The organism is Phaeovulum sp. W22_SRMD_FR3 (assembly GCF_052113705.1).
Taxonomy (GTDB): Bacteria; Pseudomonadota; Alphaproteobacteria; order Rhodobacterales; family Rhodobacteraceae; genus JBGQOG01.
In genome coordinates this window covers 98584-118067 of the sequence record NZ_JBGQOG010000010.1, presented here as the reverse complement: position 1 = coordinate 118067, position 19484 = coordinate 98584, and the positions used below count along the sequence as shown (strand labels likewise).

The 19484-nt window shown below is 66.8% G+C and carries 12 protein-coding genes; 8 read left to right on the top strand and 4 right to left on the bottom strand.

Features of this window, described 5'->3' with window-relative positions; all coding sequences use genetic code 11:
• Positions 1 to 108 precede the first annotated feature (108 nt).
• Together ACEN2S_RS14230 and bktB are read left to right on the top strand one after the other, a co-directional pair.
• On the top strand, positions 109 to 273 hold the full coding sequence (locus ACEN2S_RS14230) for a hypothetical protein (protein WP_441866843.1): 165 nt from the start codon (positions 109 to 111) through the stop codon (positions 271 to 273).
• A 95-nt stretch (positions 274 to 368) separates the two neighbouring features.
• Positions 369 to 1559 (top strand): beta-ketothiolase BktB, encoded by a 1191-nt coding sequence (gene bktB / locus ACEN2S_RS14225; protein WP_441866841.1) that lies wholly within the window; start codon positions 369 to 371, stop codon positions 1557 to 1559.
• A 3-nt stretch (positions 1560 to 1562) separates the two neighbouring features.
• Here the strand turns inward: bktB and pbpC are convergent, their stop codons facing one another.
• Both pbpC and ACEN2S_RS14215 read right to left on the bottom strand, forming a co-directional pair.
• Positions 1563 to 3602, bottom strand: a complete 2040-nt coding sequence (pbpC, locus tag ACEN2S_RS14220; RefSeq protein ID WP_441866839.1) for a penicillin-binding protein 1C — start codon at positions 3600 to 3602, stop codon at positions 1563 to 1565.
• Between the two features lie 4 nt (positions 3603 to 3606).
• Positions 3607 to 9099: an alpha-2-macroglobulin family protein gene (locus ACEN2S_RS14215; RefSeq protein WP_441866837.1), complete on the bottom strand. Its 5493-nt coding sequence runs from the start codon at positions 9097 to 9099 to the stop codon at positions 3607 to 3609.
• Positions 9100 to 9298: 199 nt separating this feature from the next.
• On the opposite strand from ACEN2S_RS14215, the gene ACEN2S_RS14210 reads away from it, so the two are divergent.
• A complete protein-coding gene (locus tag ACEN2S_RS14210; RefSeq protein WP_441866835.1) occupies positions 9299 to 11527 on the top strand; it encodes a response regulator in 2229 nt (742 codons plus the stop codon).
• A gap of 20 nt (positions 11528 to 11547) precedes the next feature.
• Here ACEN2S_RS14210 and recQ read toward each other — a convergent pair whose 3' ends face one another.
• Both recQ and ACEN2S_RS14200 read right to left on the bottom strand, forming a co-directional pair.
• Positions 11548 to 13635 carry a DNA helicase RecQ gene (gene recQ / locus ACEN2S_RS14205; RefSeq protein WP_441866833.1) on the bottom strand — a complete coding sequence of 696 codons (2088 nt, stop codon included), beginning with the start codon at positions 13633 to 13635 and terminating at the stop codon, positions 11548 to 11550.
• Between the two features lie 4 nt (positions 13636 to 13639).
• Complete coding sequence (locus ACEN2S_RS14200) at positions 13640 to 13927, bottom strand: YggT family protein (protein WP_441866831.1); 288 nt, start codon at positions 13925 to 13927, stop codon at positions 13640 to 13642.
• A gap of 375 nt (positions 13928 to 14302) precedes the next feature.
• On the opposite strand from ACEN2S_RS14200, the gene ACEN2S_RS14195 reads away from it, so the two are divergent.
• The 5 genes from ACEN2S_RS14195 to ACEN2S_RS14175 all read left to right on the top strand — a co-directional run bounded on the left by ACEN2S_RS14195 (position 14303) and on the right by ACEN2S_RS14175 (position 19089).
• On the top strand, positions 14303 to 14833 hold the full coding sequence (locus ACEN2S_RS14195; protein ID WP_441866829.1) for an acyl-CoA thioesterase: 531 nt from the start codon (positions 14303 to 14305) through the stop codon (positions 14831 to 14833).
• Between the two features lie 262 nt (positions 14834 to 15095).
• Entirely contained in the window at positions 15096 to 16469 is a 1374-nt protein-coding gene (locus ACEN2S_RS14190; RefSeq protein WP_441866827.1) for an MFS transporter, read from the top strand.
• Complete coding sequence (gene mepA / locus ACEN2S_RS14185; RefSeq protein ID WP_441866825.1) at positions 16466 to 17398, top strand: penicillin-insensitive murein endopeptidase; 933 nt, start codon at positions 16466 to 16468, stop codon at positions 17396 to 17398. The genes ACEN2S_RS14190 and mepA overlap by 4 nt, the downstream gene beginning before the upstream one ends.
• On the top strand, positions 17371 to 18339 hold the full coding sequence (locus ACEN2S_RS14180) for an esterase-like activity of phytase family protein (protein WP_441866823.1): 969 nt from the start codon (positions 17371 to 17373) through the stop codon (positions 18337 to 18339). Before mepA ends, ACEN2S_RS14180 begins: the two co-directional genes overlap by 28 nt.
• 129 nt (positions 18340 to 18468) lie before the next feature.
• On the top strand, positions 18469 to 19089 hold the full coding sequence (locus tag ACEN2S_RS14175) for a queuosine precursor transporter (protein WP_441866821.1): 621 nt from the start codon (positions 18469 to 18471) through the stop codon (positions 19087 to 19089).
• The last annotated feature ends 395 nt before the right edge of the window (positions 19090 to 19484 follow it).

The following is a 19484-nucleotide window of genomic DNA, read 5'->3' as shown; positions in this document are numbered from 1 at the left end:
GTTTAACCATATCCGAATTCTATCAAGGGCTTGAAGGGGAAGGTAAGGGTTCTTTAATCCGACAGGCGCAATTTGACTCCAGTTTTAGTGAAATTGTGGAGTGTTGCCATGTCGGATCATCTCAATGAAACCTACCGCATTCTGAAGTTGAGCGATCACCATCGCCGCCCGGCGCTGGATGAGGATGCGATGGCGATCATGCACATCTGGGCGCTGATCACCGGGGCCAAGATGCTGCGCGACATGACGCCTTATAACCACCGCGTCCTGTGATCTGACGTCCCGTCACTTGCCCCGCCGCCGTCCGCTCCGTCTGGCGTGCGGGGCAGGTGCGGTCTAGGCTGACCCCGAGGAACAAGGGGGCTGCCATGCGCGACACTGTATCCAATGACATCGTCATCCTGTCGGGGGCCCGCACCCCGATTGGCACCTTCGGGGGCAGCCTTGCCGGGCTGTCGCCGATTGATCTCGGCACGCATGTGATCCGTGCCGCGCTGGACCGCGCGGGTGTCGCGGGCGCCCGGATCGGCACGGTGGTCATGGGCCATGTGATCAACACCGAGCCGCGCGACATGTATGTGAGCCGCGTTGCAGCGATGCAGGCAGGCATTCCCGACAGCACCCCCGCGATGAACGTTAACCGGCTCTGCGGTTCCGGCGCGCAGGCGGTGGTTTCGGCAGTTCAAAGCCTGATGCTGGGGGATGCCGATTTCGCCGTGGCGGGCGGCGCCGAGGTGATGAGCCGGTCGCCGCATATCCTGCCCGCCGCCCGCTGGGGCGCGAAGATGGGCGATGTCACCGCGCTCGACATGATGACCGGCGCGCTGACCTGCCCCTTTGGCACCGGTCATATGGGGGTGACGGCCGAGAATGTGGCCGCTGAGCATGGGATCACGCGCGCGGCGCAGGATGCCTTTGCCTTGGAAAGCCAGCGGCGGGCGGCGGCGGCGATTGCGGCGGGGCATTTTCGCGCCGAAATCGCGCCGGTAACGCTGAAAACCCGCAAAGGCGAGGTGGTTTTCGACACGGATGAGCATCCGAAGGCCACCAGCGCTGAGGCTTTGGCGGCCCTGCGCCCGGTCTTTCAAAAGGGCGGCAGCGTCACGGCGGGCAATGCTTCGGGCATCAATGACGGCGCGGCGGCGCTGGTGCTGGCGCGGGCCGATGCGGCAGCGGCGGCGGGGCTGAAACCCCGGGCACGTGTTCTCGGCTATGCGCATGCCGGGGTGCGGCCGGAGGTGATGGGCATCGGCCCGGTCCCGGCGGTTGAAGCACTTCTGGCGCGCATCGGCCTCACAATATCTGACTTTGATCTCATTGAATCGAATGAGGCTTTTGCCGCGCAGGCTTTGGCGGTGTCGGCGGCTTTGGGCATGGATCCGGCGCGGGTCAACCCCGATGGCGGCGCGATTGCGCTGGGCCATCCGGTCGGCGCCACCGGCGCGATCCTGACGGTGAAGGCGCTGCATGCGCTGGAGCGTACCGGCGGGCGCCGCGCGCTCGTCACCATGTGCATCGGCGGCGGCCAGGGCATCGCGCTGGCGATCGAGCGGCTCTGACCGCTAGCGCAGCCGCAACTGCACCCCGGCAGAGCGCCCTTTCGCGTCAATGACCGAGAGGGCGACAAAGCCCGGCCCCGGCAGCTGCAGCACCGTTTCACGCGCCCGCAGCGCCAGCGCCACCGGGCGGCCATCGGCCAGCCAGGTGAAGGGCGGGGTGCCGCCGCGCAGCTTCACCGCCAACGCGCCGCCCGGTGCCTCGACCTCGGCGCCATCGGGGGGAAAGGTCAGCTCGGGCGCGTCCGGGGCGGTCTCGGCAAAGACCGCATCGCGGGGGCGATAACGCTGCAGGGGCTGCGGCAGATGCGGATTGTCGACCATCAGCGTCGCGGGCGGTGGCGGTGGCAGCGGATCGGGCGCACGCTTCAGCCGGTCAAACAGTTCAAACAGGATCGGCGCGGCGAGTTCACCGCCAAAGGCGCCGGGCACCGGCGTGCCATCCGGCCGCCCGAGCCAGACGCCCGCCACATGCCGCCCGTCAAACCCCACCGCCAGCGCATCGCGGTTGCCATAAGAAGTGCCGGTCTTCCACGCCAGCCGGTTGGGCGCGGCCCCCGGCGGCGGCGTCAGCCCCGAGAGGATGTCCATCACCTGCCAGGCCGAGACCGCGCTGAACAGCGGCTCCGAGCGGGGCTGCGCCAACCCGGGCTCCGCCGAAAGGGTGATCGGCCGCCCCAGCCGCGCGAGGCCAGCATAGGCCGCCACCAGATCCTCCAGGCTGATCCCGAGGCCCCCCAAAGCCACCGCCAGCCCCGGCTGCCCGCCGGGCAGCACCACCCGCGCGCCCGCACGGCGCAATGTGGCCAGCAGCCGGGCCGGGCCAATCGCCTGCGTCAGCTGCACCACCGGCAGGTTCAGCGATTGCCAGAGCGCCTCCCGCATGGTGATCGTGCCGCGAAACTGCCGGTCGAAATTCTGCGGCCGCCAGCTGCCAAAGGCCATCGGGCGGTCCTCGATCAGGGTTTCGGGATGCGCTAACCCCTCATCAAAGGCCAGCGCATAGACAAATGGTTTCAGGGTAGAGCCGGGCGAACGCAGCGCCTGCGTCATATCGACAAAGCCATCGCTCTCGCCGTCACGCCAGTTCGCCGCCCCCACCTCGGCCAGAATCTCGCCGGTCTGGTGATCGGCCAGCACGATCCCGGCCGAGACCTGACCGGCGAGGCCGCTGACCGCCCGTGCCGCCAAGCGCTCGGCGGCGCGTTGCAGGGCGGCGTCAATCGTCGTCTCAATCCGGATCGCCCCCGGTTTGGCCCGCATCAGCCGGGCCGCAAGATGCGGGGCGAGGGCGGGAAAGGCGCGGCGGCGGCTGGGGATCGCCTCGCTCTGCGCCGCGCGCACCCGGTCGGGCGCCAGCACGCCGCGCGCGGCCATCAGCGCCAGCACCCGGTCACGGGCGGCGCGGGCCAGTTCGGGCGCGCGGTCCGGGCGGCGCGCCTCAGGGGATTGCGGCAATGCCACCAGCAGCGCCGCTTCCGCCTCGGTCAGGCGACGGGGCTCCTTGCCGAAATAGGCCAGGCTGGCGGCCCGCACGCCCTCCAGATTGCCACCATAGGGCGCAAGTTCCAGATAGAGCTGCAGGATTTCCGGCTTCGACAGGCGCCGCTCCAGCGCCAGCGCCACCCGCGCCTGCCGGATCTTGCCGCTGACCTTGCCGGTCGGCCCCTCCTCGAGGAGCCGCGCGACCTGCATGGTCAGCGTGGAGCCGCCCGAGACGATGTGCCCCGCGCGCAGCGCCTGCCCCCCGGCCCGCAGCACCGCCCAGGGGTCCACCCCGGCATGGTCGTAAAACCGCCGATCTTCATAGCCGAGGAGCAGGGCGACAAAGCCCGGATCCACCGGCCCGGGGTCCAGCCGCCAGCGCCCGTCACTGACCTGAAACGCCCGCAACAGGCTGCCGTCACGCGCGACAACCTCGACCCCCAGCTCCGGGGTCAGCGGCGGCAGATCGGTCGCCGCCACCCAGGCGTCAAAGCCGTCCCGGGCGGCGGCCAGCGCGGTCAGCGCCACCACCGCCCAGATCAGGCCGCTGCGCCTCAGCATGGCGTCACTCGATCACCACGCTCTCGGTTGCCGTCTGTGCCCGCCAGTCGGGGCGGTACATGTCGGTGACCGTGGCCGCCGGATGCCGGTAGCTGCCCGGCGTCACCGCGCGGATGATATAGGCCAGCCGGAAAGCATCATCCGAGCGCCAATTGAGCGCGGCGAGGAACCGGTCCTGCCGGAACTCGGTCATCTCGGCGGCATCCGTCACGTCGAGCCAGTCGAGCGAGGCCAGATCTCCCGCGCGGATCAGGTTCGGGTTGTCGATCTCAAACCCGGCGGGCAGCGGATCCTGCACCATCAGCCGCGCGGCACCGCCGCCATGCGGGGTGACCTCGATCACCGTGACCAGCCGCGTGCCCTGCGCCAGTTGCGCCGGGTCAACCTCGCTCCCGTCGAGGTCATAGTAGCGGCGGCTGATCGTATAGCCGCGCCCGCCCGCCGGATCCGCCACTTCGGGCACGCCGAGCGTGGTGAGGGTGACAGAGGTGCTTTGCCCGCTGCCATTGCGGAGCACCGGGGCCGAGGCGGCCTCGGTATCACTGACGCGGACCACGGGGCCGGACATCGGCTGGCCGTTCAGGGTAAAGCCATCCGCCCCCGGCCGGTCGATCAGCGCATGGGTGGCCAGAAGCGCCCATGTCGCCTCCTGCGTCGACATCGAACCGGGGCGCAGGCTTTGCGCCAGCGATTTCCCCGCCGCCTCAACCCCCACCGCGGAAGAGCCGGATTCCACCGCCAGCGCCAGCACGCCCGCCCGGTCGCGCAACGCCGAGCCATAATCGGCGCGCCAGATCTGCGCGTCATCCGGCCCGGTGCCGTTCATCATCCGCGCGGCGCGGGTGAACATCGCATCCGCCCGTGTCTGATCGCCGTAAGAGGCCAGTGCCGCGCCGAGTTGCGCCGCCGCCAGCGGCGTGGCGAAATCATCGCCTTTCACATCGGCATAATAGCGCAGATCACCGATGGCCGCCGCCCCTTCGCGCGCCAGCACCATCAGCGCATAGGCCAGATCGGCACCGCCGCCGTTGGAGCCTGCGTCGAAATCGGCGGCGTAATTCACCTGATTGCGCAGGTTGTCCATCGCCATGCGGAAGGCGATATCGGGCACCGCATAGCCCTGTTTGCGCGCCCGGCTGAGGAAGTCGGAGACATAGGAATCGAGCCACAGATCGCCGCTGGCGGGCGACCAGAGGCCAAAGGCGCCGCTGGCATCCTGATTGGTCAGCACCGCCTCGATCGCATGATTGATCCGGTCATCCAGATCGGCGGGACTGCCCAGCCCCATCGCCCCCGCCACATCCGCGAGATAGAGAAGCGGCAGCGCTTTCGAGGTGATTTGTTCCGTGCAGCCATAGGGGTAGGCATCGAGCGCAGCCAAAAGCGCCCCGGTGTCAAACCGCGCCATTGGCCCCACCGTGGCGGTGACCGTGGCCGAGCCGGGCCGCAGCCCCTCAAACAGCGCAGAGTCGAGCGGCAGGCTTTGCCCGGCCGCCAGTTCCAGCCGCGATTGCCGCTGCACCGGCGGGTCCAGCGCCTCAACCGGGATGGTCAGCTGTTTTTCCAAGAGCTTGCCATCCGGCGTGGTCAGCGCGATGCGCAGGGTCTCTATCCCCTCCGCACTGCCTGCGCTGATCGGCAGCGAGAGCACCTTGCGCGCCCCCTCGGCCAGATCAAAGCCCGAGGGCAGCGACCCGAGGGTGAGCCCGTCCGAGCTGACATCCAGCCCCATCCGGCCCGCCGTCCCCGAGGCATAGGCGAATTCCAAGAGCACGCGTGCGCTGTCGCCGGGGGCGAGGAAGCGCGGCGCGCTGGCGGTCAGCACCACCGGATCGCGCACCAGCACGTCCTTCTCGGCCTTGCCCACCGCGCTTTCGGACCAGACCAGCGCCGCCAGCCGCACGGTGCCGTTAAAGGCGGGCATGTCGAATGTGGTGCGGGCATAGCCATCGGCATCCACGGTGAGCGGCGGCGAGACATAGGCCACCAGCTCCTCCGTCGGCGGTGGTGCCTGGGTTTTCAACCCGTTCGAGGCATCGCCGCCCGAGCGGATCACCCCCTCGACGCCGGAGCGCCCGTCGATCAGCCGCCCGTAGATGTCGCGCAGCCCGACGCCCAGACGCCGCTGGCCGAAGTAATGATCCACCGGATCCGGCGTCTTGAACCCGGTGAGATTGAGAATCCCAAGATCGACGGCGGCAATCACCACATGCGCGGTCTCGCCGGGTTTCACCCCGGTCACTTTCAGCGCCACCGGCATTTCCGCGCGCGGGTCAGAGGCCTCGGGCATCTCGAACACCGCCTGCAACGCCCGGTCGCCCGGGTTGACCGTCGCATAGGCGAGGCCCACCGCACGCACCGGTACGCGGTCGCTCGCGGCGCTATCGCCCGCGATCTGATCGGTGGCGCGGATCATCGAGGCGGTGACATAGGCCCCCGCGCCCCATTCCTCGCTCACCGGCAGGTCGATGACATTCTCGCCCTTGGTCACCGGCACCGATTTCAGCGAAATCAACCGGTTGGACAGCACCGAGACCAGGGCCACGCCATCTGCCTCGGGCACGATGCGCAGATGCGCCACATCGCCCGCCCGATAGCCCGGCTTATCGAGCGAGAGCGAGAGGCGGTCCGGGCTTTCCAGCGCGCCCGCCGGGGCGTACCAGCCCGCCTCGAACTGCATCGCGGCGGCGGCAAGGCCGGGGCCCTCCACCACCAGCTCATATTGCCCCCAATCGGTGCGGGCAGAGATTTTTGCCGGGGCCGCGCCCAAGGTCGCATCGCCCTCGGCCACGCGGCTACGGCTGGTCACCGCCTCCCAGTTCCATGACCCATAGAGAGAGTACCATTGATAGCGGGTTTCGATCTTGTTGATCACCCAATGCACCTGCATCGGCGCGGGCTGCGCATCGGGGCCAATCGCCTGCAGCTCAAACCCGGCATCGCTGTTTTGCGGCAGTGCATCATCGGCAAAGAGCGGCCGGATGCCGATCACCGGCGTCGCGGGCAGCACCACCCGGCTTTCGCGCCGCTCGACCGGACGGCCCGAGCCTTCGCGGACGCGCAGGGTGAAATCGGCCATCAGCGGGCGCGGGGTTTGTTGCGAGAGGTCGGGGCTGGGCGGGTAAATCTCGGCATGGCCCGCGGCATCGGTCAACTCGGCGCCGAGGCTGTCGTAATAGGGGGTGTCATCCTCGTCATAGCGGCCAAAGCGATAGCCCGCATAACCGGGCAGGGCGCTGGCTGTGCTGAGGCGCAGATCGCCCTCCACCCCGAGATCGGCTCCCGGTGCGCCAAAGAGATAGCGGGCGTCGAGCATGATGGTGGGGAGGTTGTCGAGCGCCAGCGGCCCCTCGGGGATCTGCAGCGCGAAATCAATCCGCTCGGGCAGGAAATCCTCGACCAGCAGCCGTTGCGAGGTGAGCGCCGCCGCTTTCGGATCGGCATAGACATCCAGCCGCCAGGTGCCGCGCGGCACGCCGCCCGAGAGGGGGAAGGCGACGGTGGCGCCGCCCGCGCCCTGATCCTCGGCCAGAGTGCGGGCATATTCCACCCCGTCCGGGCGCACCAGCACGGCGGTCAGCGGCACACCGGGCAGCGCCTGGGCCGCGCTGTCACGCGCCAGAAGCGTCGCATGGATCACCTCGCCCGCGCGATAGGCACCGCGGTCGGTCGCGGCAAAGACATCAATCGCCGGGGCAGGCGCGCGCCCTTCAACCCCGCGGTCGGAGAGGTCAAATTCCGGGTCGGTCAGCGAGAGGAAGGACATGTCCTCCTCGGGCCCCGTGCCTAGGGCGGCGGTGACCAGCGCGGGGGCGGCGCCATTCTGGCCCCGGGTCAGCCCGGCGTCGAAATGCGCGATGCCGTCAGCATCGGTCTGCGCGCTCGCCAGCACCGCATTGGCGCGGCTGACCAGCGTCACCGTCACGCCCGGGCGTGCGGCCACATCCGAGAGGCCGCGCACGGCGACGGTCAGACCATCGGTGCCCCAATAGGTGCTGAGGCCGAGATCCGAGATGGCAAACCATTGCAAAGCCGGGGGAATGTCATAGGGGTCCTTGCCGGGAATGGTGGCCTCCAGCACATAGATGCCCGGCCCCAAGGCGCCCGTCACATCTTGCACCGGCAGGCGGGTGGTCACGTCGCGGTTGACCACGCTCGTCACATCGGCGCTGCCGGTCCAGACCACTTGCGTGAGGTTATCGGCCAGATCCTGCGTCGACCAGGCATCCAGCGAGCGGGCGAAATAATCCTGCCGCAGACTTTCCACCAGATTGCGGTCCGAGATCCGCAACAGGCGCAGGTCGAGGTGATCGGCATTCACCGTCTCAACCGGCAGGCCCGCATCCTTGGCGCGCGGCAGGATATAGGCCCGGCCCGGAAAGCGCACAGCGGGGCTGCGGTCACGGACATAGGCGGTGACATTGGTGTCTTTGGCCAGCGCCTCGCCCGTGGCCGAGGGCAGCCCTTCGCGGAAGGTGATCTGATAGCGCTGGCCATGGGTCAGCCCCGCCACGCAGATCTGCGCGCCTTCGGGTTCGACCGACAGGCCGGTCTCGGGCAGTTTCACGAAACTGGCGTAATCCACGCCGGTCTTCGCCAGATCCTCTGAGAAGGCCGCACAGATGCGGGGATTGGCCAGATCGCTTTCCACCGAGTTCTCGGTCAGGTGAAAGCCGTATTTGCCGATGGCGGTTTCCAGGGCCGCGGCAATGTCCTCACGCGGGGAAAGGCCCGTGGCCAGACGCAGCACCGGCACCATTTCGCGGCCCCGGTCGAGCTGCTCCAGCGCGGTGCTCATCACCAGCAATGCCTCGGCGGCGCTCGCGTCATTCGGGCCGCGCAGATAGCCGTTGATCGCGGCCGAGAGGGCGCGGTTGCCCGCCTCATAAGACCCCATCACCTGCTGCGGCAGCCGCAGTGTCAGCCGGGCATAGTCCAGCCACTGATCCGCGCCATCGGTCACGCTGACGGCGGCACCGGTCAGGCGCTGGGCCTGCAGCGTGTCCCCCGCGCGGAGCGCCGATTGCGCGGCGGCGGTCAGCTCTTCGGCGCTGTTGTCGCCGGCGATATGATCGCTGCCGATGCTGGCGGCCAGATCGCGCGCGGCCTCAAGGCTGCCCGATTGAAGGACGTCCAGCGTCGCCGCGCGGGCGGCACCCCGGGTCAGCACCTTGGCGGGTGTCACCGCCACGCGGGCCGAGAGCGCGCCCTGATAGGGGGCGCCGCCGGTGACGCCCGCCTTCGGGAAGCACGAATTGGAGCGGCTGTTGAAGGTCAGCGCCTCGCAGGCGGTGTTGGACAGGCAGGCGGCTTCGCATTCTTCGCGGCTGCTGTCGAACAGCTGAGCCAGATCGCGGCCCTGCAGATCCAGATTGTCGGTGTAAACCAGCCGCTTCGCGGGCAGGAATGATTCGTCTGCCCGCACTTGTGTGGCGGCAAAAGGTGATAAGATCAGGATCGTGCTAAAAAAAGCGGCAGAATAAAGCGCGCGCATCATGGGCCCCCCGGGATGGCAATGGCCCAGCGTCGCATCTGTGCGAGGGGCTGGCAAGCGGTGTGCGCCGCGCCAACACACGGCGGGCAACACGGCGCCGGTCCTGCGTGCTTTTGCGCAAAACAGGGTTAAGGGCTTAAGGCTTCATTCATCGTGAATGGTCATGGTGGGGGCGAAGACCTTACAGGGACGGATTCCGCCGATGCAGACGAGCATCACCGAAAAACTGGCGCAGGAACGCCGGGCGCGCCTGGCGGCGGAACGGCTTCTCGAGCAGAAAAAGCGCGAGCTTTTTGCCGCGAATGAGAAATTGGCCCTGCATGCGCGTGCCCTGTCAGATCAGATTGTCGCCCAGCGGCACGGTCTGGAACGCGCCCGCAATGAGGCCGAATCGCTGAAGGGCGAAAACTCCAAGGTGCGGGTGGATCTCGAGCGCGCCAATTCGGCGGCCGTTATCGCGCAGCGCCGCCTGTGGGAGGCGCTGGAGACGATCCGCGACGGCTTTGCGGTATTTGACACCCAGTTGCGGCTGGTGGTGGCGAACAAATCCTATCTGTCGTTTTTCAAGGGCGAAATCGCTGTGGTGCCGGGGGTCAGCTATGACGCGGTGCTGAAGGTGGCGGCGAAACACGGGATGATCGACCTTGATGGCCGCGATCCGCTGGATTGGCACCATGAGATGATCGAGCGGATTCGCCGCGACACGATCGAGCCCTATGAGCTGACGCTGTCGAGCGGGCGCTATGTGAAGCTGATCGACCGCTGGGGCGCGGATGGTGACCTTGTGTGTCTGGCGCAGGACATCACCCGCACCAAACGCCGCGAGGCCGAACTGGAAGAGGCCCGCGCCCGGGCCGAAAGCGCCAACCGCGCGAAATCCGCCTTCCTCGCCAATATGAGCCATGAGATCCGCACGCCGATGAATGGCGTGGTGGGCATGGCGGAGCTTTTGTGTGAAACCTCGCTGACCGAGGATCAGCGCCTGTTTGCCGAGACGATCAAATCCTCGGGCGAGGCGCTGTTGACCATCATCAATGACGTGCTCGACTACTCCAAGATCGAGGCGGAAAAGCTGCGGCTTTACCCGGAGGTCTTTGACCTTGAGCGCTGCCTGCACGAGGTGATGGTGCTCCTGCAGCCTTCGGCCAAGGACAAGGGGCTGAAGATGCTGGTCGATTACGACCTCTTCCTGCCCACCCGCTTTATCGCCGATCCGGGCCGGATGCGGCAGGTGCTGACCAATCTCATCGGCAATGCGGTGAAATTCACCGCCGAAGGGCATGTGATGGCCCGCGTCGTCGGCTTTGAGGGCGACGGCGGCCAATATGAGCTGCATGTGACGATCGAGGACACCGGCATCGGCATCAAGCCGGAATATGTCGAACATGTCTTTGGTGAGTTCAATCAGGTGGAAAGCGAAAGCAACCGCAAGTTTGAGGGCACCGGGCTGGGGCTTGCGATCACCCAGCAGCTGATCAACCTGATGGACGGATCGGTCTGGGTCGACAGCGAGTTTGGCAAAGGGTCGTGCTTTGGGTTCAAGGTGGTGCTGCCCGCGGCCGAACCCGATGCGGCGCAGGTACCGGAAAAACGCCCGGTGACGCTGAAATGTGCGCTGGTCGTGGATGATCTGCTGATCAACCGGGTGATCCTTGAGCGGCAATTGCAGACCTATGGGTTGCAGGTCACGCTTTGCCGTTCGGGTGCCGAGGCGCTACAGGCGATGGATGAGGGCGGCACATTCGACGTGGTGCTGACCGACCATCTGATGGCCGATATGAACGGTCTGCAATTCGCGGCCAAACTGCGCGAGCGGGGGGTGACGCTGCCGATCCTGCTTCTGACCTCGAATGTGGCAGATGCGGCCTTGTCGCCGATGCGCGGCGAATTGGCGGGGCTGTTGGAAAAGCCGGTGCTGCGCTCGGATCTGTTCCGCGCGCTGCAAAGCCTGTCCTATCCGCAGATGGAGGTGGCCGAGGTGGTGCCGGTGGCCCCGCCCGTGGTGCTCAGCCGGCAGATGCGCGTGCTCGCCGCCGAGGACAACCGCACCAACCAGCTGGTGTTTCGCAAGATGGTCAAGGATTTCGACATCGACCTGCAATTTGCCAACAATGGCCGCGAGGCGGTCGAGATGTGGCAGAGCTTTACCCCGGATCTGGTGTTCATGGACATTTCGATGCCCGAAATGGACGGACGCGAGGCGACCCGCACGATCCGCCAGCACGAGGCCGAGCGCAAAGTGCCGCGCACGCCGATCGTGGCGCTGACCGCGCATGCGATGGAGGGCGACAGTGACTCGATCTTTGCCGCCGGGGTCGACCATTATCTGACCAAGCCGTTGCGCAAGACGGCGATCACCGAGATGATCCGCGATCATTGCCCGGAAGAAGCTCGCCCCGCCGTGCCCGAATCCGACGTGGCGGCGCAGTAGCGCCCCATCCCCCGGGGCGACTAGCCGTCCATTTCCGCGATCAGGGCCAGAAAGGCATCGGCGAAGCGCTCGACCTTGGCCTCGCCCATGCCACCCATCCGCGCCAGATGTTCGCGGGTGCGCGGGCGTATTTCGGCAATTTGTTTCAGTGTCGCCGCGCTGCAGTTCAGATAGCGGTCATGCCCGTCCTCGCCGCGTACCAGCCGCAATTGCGCCGCATGCAGCTCATCAAACAATGCCCCCGCATCGCGTCCGGCCAGTTTGCGCCGCGCCGGATGCATCGGCTCGGTCAGCGCGCCCGAGATCACCTCCAGGAAAGCCGCGCCATAGCTTTCCAGCTTTTTCGCGCCGACCCCGCTGACCCGCGCCATCTGATCCATCGACTGCGGCCGGGTCTCGGCCATTTCGATCAGCGTGCGGTCGGGGAAAATCACATAGGCGGGCACCCGCGCCGCCTCGGCCAGCGCCCGGCGTTTGGCCTTCAGCGCCGAGAGGAGCGGCGCGTCCTCGTCCGAGACCAGCGCCCGCACCACCGGGCGGGCCACCGCCTTGCGCACCAGATCACGGCGCAGGGTGATCTTTTCCAGCCCCTTCAGGATCGGATGCGCCGCCCGTGTCATCACCAGCGCGCCGTGCCGCTCGGTATCGGGGCGGATCAGATCATGCCCCATCATCTGCCGGAACACCGCCTGCCACTGCGCCTTGGACAGGTCACGCCCCACGCCAAAAGTTGGCAGCGCATCGTGAAAGCGGCTTTTCACCTTTTCCGTCGCATTGCCCATCAGAATGTCGATCAGATGCCCGGCGCCAAAGCTTTCCTCGGTGCGCAGCGCCGCCGAGAGCGCCTTGCGCACCGCATCGGTGGCGTCAAACAGCTCGGGCGGGTTGGTGCAGAGATCGCAATGGCCGCAAGGCTCACTCGCCTCGCCGAAATAGCCCAAAAGACGTTGGCGGCGGCAGGCGGTGGCCTCGGCCAGCCCCAGAAGCGCGTTCAGCCGCGCATGGTCGGCCTGTTTGCGCTCAGACGGGGCGATCCCCTCATCGACCTGCGCGCGGCGCAGACGGATGTCATCGGCGCCGTAAAGGGTCATGGTTTCGGCGGGGGCACCATCGCGGCCCGCGCGGCCGATTTCCTGATAATAGGCCTCGATGCTTTTGGGCAGATCGGCATGCGCCACCCAGCGGATATCGGGTTTGTCGATGCCCATGCCAAAGGCGACGGTGGCCACCACGATCAGCCCGTCTTCGCGCTGAAACCGCACCTCCACCTCGCGGCGGTCATCGGCCTCCATGCCGCCGTGGTAATGGCAGGCGGAATGCCCCTCTTCGCGCAAAGCCTGGGCCAGGGTTTCGGTCTTGGCGCGGGTGGCGCAATAGACGATGCCCGATTGCCCCCGGCGCGCGGCGGCGAAATCCAGGATCTGCCGCCGGGGCTGGTCCTTTGGCTCAAAGGCAAGGTGGATGTTGGGCCGGTCAAAGCCGCGCAGAAAGGTGTCGGGGGCCTGACCGTCAAAGAGCCGGGTGATGATCTCGCCCCGCGTCTCTTCATCCGCCGTGGCGGTAAAGGCGGCCAGCGGCACGTTCAGCGCCCGGCGCAATTCACCGATGCGCAGGTAGTCGGGGCGGAAGTCATGGCCCCATTGGCTGACGCAATGCGCCTCATCCACTGCGATGGCGACGGTGTTCACCCGCCGCAGCAGGCCGATCGTATTGCCCGAGGCCAGCCGTTCCGGCGCCATATAGAGAAGTTTCAGTCGCCCCTCGTCGAGTGCCTGAAACACCTCCTCGGTCTCTTCCTCGGTATTGCCCGAGGTCAGCGCGCCCGCCTCAACCCCCGCCTCGCGCAAGCTGCGCACCTGATCCCGCATTAGCGCGATGAGGGGAGAGATGACCACCGTCACCCCATCCCGGCAGAGCGCGGGCAGCTGGTAGCAGAGCGATTTGCCCCCGCCCGTCGGCATGATCGCCAGCGCGTTGCGCCCGGCAAGCACGGCGCGCACGATCTCTTCCTGACCGGGGCGAAAGCCGGAAAAGCCGAAAACCCGCGCCAGATGCTGCGCGGGGTCGGACACCGGCGGCGTCAATGCGGGGGCAGCGGCCTCCGGCATCGGCTCAGAAGAAGAGGTAGGCGTTGCGGTGCAGGGCGTTTTGCAACACGATCAGGATGATGAAACAGGCCAAAGGCGCCAGATCAAGGCCCCCGGTCTGCGGCAGGAACCGGCGGAAGGGCGCATAGAGCGGGTCCAGCAGGCGGTTCAGGCTGTACCAGATCTGCGCGACCATCGGCTGCCGCAGGTTCAGGACCTGAAAACTGATCAGCCAGCTCATGATGATCTGCACGATCATGACGAACCAAACGGCGTTCAGGATCAGATCGAGGGCATCATAGAGCATTCCCATGTGGTGTTCTCCGCTAAAGGGTCGGCACACAGGTAAGACAAGGGGGGCCTGCATGCAAGACAGGGCGGGGAACATGGTGAGCCGATGGGGCGCGTTCCGGTGTGACATCCTGCCCCGCGGCGGCCAGAGCGCCCCGGGAGGGGGAGGCGAGGGGCGAAGCGCCGGGGGAACGAAGGGTCTGAATGGGGGGGATCGGTCAGGACGGCGGGGCGAGGGGACGGCCCGTGGGGGATAGGGTGCAGGCGCGCGGGCCGGCCCGGCGCCGGCGTCCCCGGGGCCTGAGGGGGGAGGTCAGCGCCAGATGCCGCAGCGTTTGGCTTGACGCCGCGCCGCAGCGGGGGCAGGCCGGGGGAGCCCAAAATCCCGGAGGTGCCGATGTATCCCTATGCCCGCCTGCTCAAGGCCGTGCTGACGTTTCGCAACGCCCCGGCGCTGCCGATCACCGGCACCCATGTCAGCCAGCACATCTGCTGGCCCTGGGACATTGACCCCTGGATGGAGCTGAACAACGGCCGCACGCTGACGCTCTATGATCTCGGGCGGGTGCCTCTGGCGCAGCGCACGGGGCTGGCGCAGGCCTTGCGGGCGAACCGCTGGGGCATTGCCGTGGCGGGCAATTCAACGCGCTACCGCCGCCGGGTCACCGCCTTTCAGCGCTTTGAGATGCGCACGCGCTGCATCGGCTGGGACCAGCGCTTTCTCTATATGGAGCAGGCGATGTGGCGGGGCGGTGAATGTTCCAGCCATATCCTGATCCGTGGCGCGGTGACCTCGGCGCGGGGGATCGTGCCGCCCGCCGAGGTGTTGACGGCAATGGGGCAGGAGACGACCAGCCCGGTGCTGCCCGAGTGGGTGCAGGCCTGGATTGCGGCAGATGCCACCCGGCCCTGGCCGCCGGAATTCTGATCCGGCCGGTTCCTGATCCCTTTATGGATCCCCCTCATGGATCCCGGTCACCCCGCGCCGGAGCGTGCGGCGTCTGCGGATGCCGCACTCCTGCCCGGACGTGGTGCGGCGGGAGCAAACTGTCGCGCCCGTGCCGCGCCTCGGTCTGCGCCGTGCCGTGCCGGACGCTCCTTGCTTGCACCTTCCGGGGGTTTCGGGCTTGATCGCCGCAAGCGCGGGCCGCACGAAGGCCAAGCCGCAACGCGGGGCAGATGGGGCAGTCATGAGCATTTCGGCACGAAAACGCATCTGGGGCTGGTATTTCTTTGACTGGGCCAGCCAGCCTTACAGCACGCTGTTGCTCACCTTCATCTTCGGCCCCTATTTCGCCCATGTCGCCACACAGCATTACATGGCCGCCGGGGCGGAGGGCGAGGCGGCGCGGGCCAGCGCCCAGGCGCTCTGGGGCACCGGGCTGACCATTTCGGGCCTGCTGATCGCCGTCCTGTCGCCGGTTCTGGGGGCGATTGCCGATGGTTCAGGGCGGCGGATGGTCTGGATCTGGGCGTTTTCGCTCCTTTATGTGCTCGGCGCGGGCGGGCTGTGGTATCTGACGCCGGCGGGCGATTTCCTCACCCCCGCCGTGGCACTGTTCGGCATTGGCCTGATCGGGATGGAATTCGCCACCACCTTCACCAATGCGCTTTTGCCCGGACTGGGCAGCGAAGAAGAGATCGGCGCGCTTTCCGGGTCGGGATTTGCCTTTGGCTATCTGGGGGGCGTCGTCTCGCTGATCCTGACGCTGGTGTTTCTGGCCGAAAGCGGCGACAGCGGGCGCACCCTGGCGGGGCTGACGCCCGGCTTTGGCCTTCTGGATGCCACGACCATGCAGGGCACGCGCTTTGTCGGGCCGCTGACGGCCCTGTGGTACATCCTCTTCATGATCCCCTTCTTTTTATGGGTGAAAGAGCCGCAACGCGCCGCCGCTGACCGGGTGCCGCCGATGGCCGCGCTGAAGGGGCTCTGGGCCTCGGTGCTGGGGCTGGCGCGGCGGCGCTCGTTGCGCAACTACCTCTTGTCGTCGATGTTTTACCGCGATGCGCTGAACGGGCTGTTCAGCTTTGGCGGTGTCTATGCTTACGGCGTGCTGGGCTGGAGCACGCCGCAGATCGGCCTCTTTGGCATTCTGGGGGCGGTGACCGCGACGCTGGCCAGCTGGTGGGGCGGGCGGCTGGATGCGCGGTTTGGCCCGAAACCGGTGATCACCGGCTCGGTTCTGGTGCTGATCGGCGTCTGCCTCGTGGTGGTGGGGATGAACCGCGAGAGCCTGTTTGGCCTGCCGCTGGCGCCGGGCTCGTCCCTGCCTGACCTGATCTTTTACCTCTGCGGCGCGCTGATCGGCGGCGCGGGGGGCACCGTGCAGGCCGCCAGCCGCACCCTTGTCGTGCGCCACACCAGCCCCGAGCGGGCGGCGGAAACCTTCGGCCTCTTTGCTTTCACCGGCAAGGCCACCGCTTTCCTTGCGCCCGGGCTGATCACGCTGGCCACCACGCTGAGCCGCGATCAACAGATCGGCATCACCCCGCTGATCGGGCTGTTCCTCATGGGCATCGTGTTGTTAGCATGGGTGAACCCGAAAGGAGAGCCCCGCCCGTGATCCCATACCTGCCTGCCCGCCGCTGGTTGCACGTCGCAGCCCTTATCGTCCTCGCGCTCCCGCTCAGCCCGGCCGCGCAGGCCGAGCCTTTGGCGCGCAGCCTGTTTGGCGCGGCCAACCGCCCCAGCCAGCAACAATCCGAGCCGATCGGCACCTATGCGCGGGGCTGCGCGGCGGGGCTGGTGCAATTGCCCGAGACCGGGCCGACCTGGCAGGCGATGCGCCTCTCGCGTAACCGCAACTGGGGGCAGCCCGAGATGATCTCCTATCTCGAAGACCTCTCGGTGGCGGCGACCAAAGTGGGCTGGGCCGGGCTTTACATCGGCGACATCAGCCAGCCGCGCGGCGGGCCGATGACCGGCGGGCACGCGAGCCATCAGATCGGGCTGGATGCGGACATCTGGATGCTGCCGCCGAAACGGGTGAACCTGTCGGCGGGCGAGCGCGAGAAGATCTCGTCGATTTCGGTGCGCACCAACGATCAGACGCGGGTGAACGGCAATTGGACCCCGGCGCATGCGGCACTGTTGCAGGCCGCCGCCTCGGACCCGCGGGTGGACCGCATCTTTGTGGCCGCCGCCGTCAAGATCGACATGTGCCTGAAGTCGAAACCGCAGGATGCGGCATGGCTGCAAAAGATCCGGCCGTATTTTTCGCATAACGAGCATTTTCATGTGCGGCTGAAATGCCCCGCAGGCGCGCGCTATTGCGAGACGCAGACCCCGACGGTGTCGGAGCTCTCCAAGGGCGGATCGGGCTGCGATGACACGCTGAACTGGTGGGTGACCACCTATCTGGAAGAGCTGCGCAACCCGCCCAAACCCACCAAACCCGCGAAAAGACCGGCGGGACCGGCGCCGCGCACGACGAAAACCTTCATCCTCTCTGATTTGCCCGCCCAATGCGCCAACGTCCTCGCGTCGCGCTGAGCGCGGCGGCACTCGCCGTCCTGATGCTGACACTGCTGCCGTCGCACCGCCCTGCGCAGGCCCAGGCGGCCTCGGGGGCGGTTCCGGCGGCCGCGCAGATACCGGCAACGCAAACCCCGGGGATCGCGCGCTATCTGGGCACCTATGTCTGGCGCGCGAAGGGGCCGGGCTTTGGCGGGTTCTCCGGGCTGGAGATTGACGATGCGGGCACCGGGATGACCGTCTTGTCCGACCGCGCGCAGCTGTGGCGGGGGCAAATCCGCCGGGATGCGGACGGGCTGATCAACGGGGTGGATGTCTCGGAATCCAGCCTGCTCCACGACAAGAACGGCAAAATACTGACCGTCAATTCCGGCGATACCGAAGGCCTGGCCGTGGCCCCCGATGGCACGATCTTCATCTCTTTCGAGGGGCGCTCCCGGGTGATGCGCTACCAAACGCCGGGCGGGGTGGCGACGGAGCTGCCGGTCCCCAAGGCGTTCAAAGCCTTTGCGAGCAATGCCTCGCTCGAGGCGCTGGCGATCGGACCTGATGGCGCGCTCTACACGATGCCCGAGGATTCCGGCAAACCGGGCAAGCCGTTTCCGGTCTATCGGTTCAAGGGCGGGAAATGGGATCAGCCCTTCAACCTGCCGCGCGACGGACAATTCCTGACGGTTGGGGCGGATTTCGGACCGGATGGCCGGTTGTATGTGTTGCAGCGCTGGTTTCACGGCATCTCCGGGTTTTCCAGCCGGGTGCAGCGGTATGATCTGACCGTCAAAGGCATCAGTGCGCCGGAACTGGTGCTGCAAACCCAAACCGGCGATTTCGACAATCTTGAAGGGATCTCGGTCTGGCGCGATGCCTCGGGCGCGATCCGGCTGACCATGGTATCGGACGACAATTTCATGTTCTTCCAGCAGACGCAGCTGGTGGAGTTCAGCATTCCGGCGCCGTGACCTTCCGCGCCTGAACGGCGTGGCGTTTGCGAAACGCTTGACGTGAGGGGGGCGAAGGGCGTATGCGCGCCGCTGCCCGCGATGGTCGCGGGCCAAGTGCCGCACCTTGCCAAAACGGAAATTGAACCAATGACCCGCTACCTCCTTGGCATCCTTGCCATGGCCGCCATCGTGGTGGCTTCGAACATCCTCGTGCAGTACCTGTTTGGCCAATGGCTGACCTATGGGGCCTTCACCTATCCTTTCGCCTTCCTCGTCACCGATCTGACCAACCGCCTGCAAGGGCCCGCAGCGGCGCGGCGCGTGGTGCTGGCGGGCTTTGTCGTCGGGCTGATCTGCTCGCTGATCGGCAGCCAGATCATCGGCGAATTCGGCCCGCTGGTCAGTTTCCGGGTGGCGCTGGGCTCTGGCCTCGCCTTCCTCTGCGCGCAGCTGACTGATGTCACCGTGTTCAACCGCTACCGCAAGGCGGGCTGGTGGCAGGCACCGCTGATCTCCACCCTGATCGGCGCCACGCTCGACACCACGATCTTCTTCAGCACCGCCTTTGCCGCGCCGCTGAGCTTCCTTGATCCCGGCGCCGATGTCGCCTGGGCGAACGAGGTTTTGCCGCTTTTGGGGCAGGGTCCGGCGGTGCCTTTGTGGGTCTCGCTGGCCTTTGCGGACTGGTCGGTCAAACTTTTGCTCGCTTTGGTGGCACTTGTGCCCTTCCGGGTGATTGTTTCACGGCGGATTGCAAAGCTCACATAAAACTTGAGCAAGCCGTTGCGTAAAAAGTTTTGACAACCACAAAATCTGTGTCAGGCTTGCTTATAACGGCAACGCATTGAAAGGAGGTGGTCCAGTGTCTAGAGTGATATTGGAGACAGGTTTCGGGACAGTTGGAGGGGCCGTGACCTGAGGGCAGTCCCGAAGGTTCTGAACTTCAACTGGGCCGGTGGATCGCCAGACCCCTAACCGGACCATCTCCGTAGATCTCGGGGGCCGCTCGTAAGAGCGGCCCTTTCTGCGCAACGGGCGGCCGCCCTGGCTGACCCTTTCGCGCGGCGGGATTTTGCCAGAATGTCGGGCCGCCACTGGATTGTTGCGCCCCGAATGTTACCTGTCATGCGCCCCGTCGGGCAGGCCAGCGCCGCACCATCCCG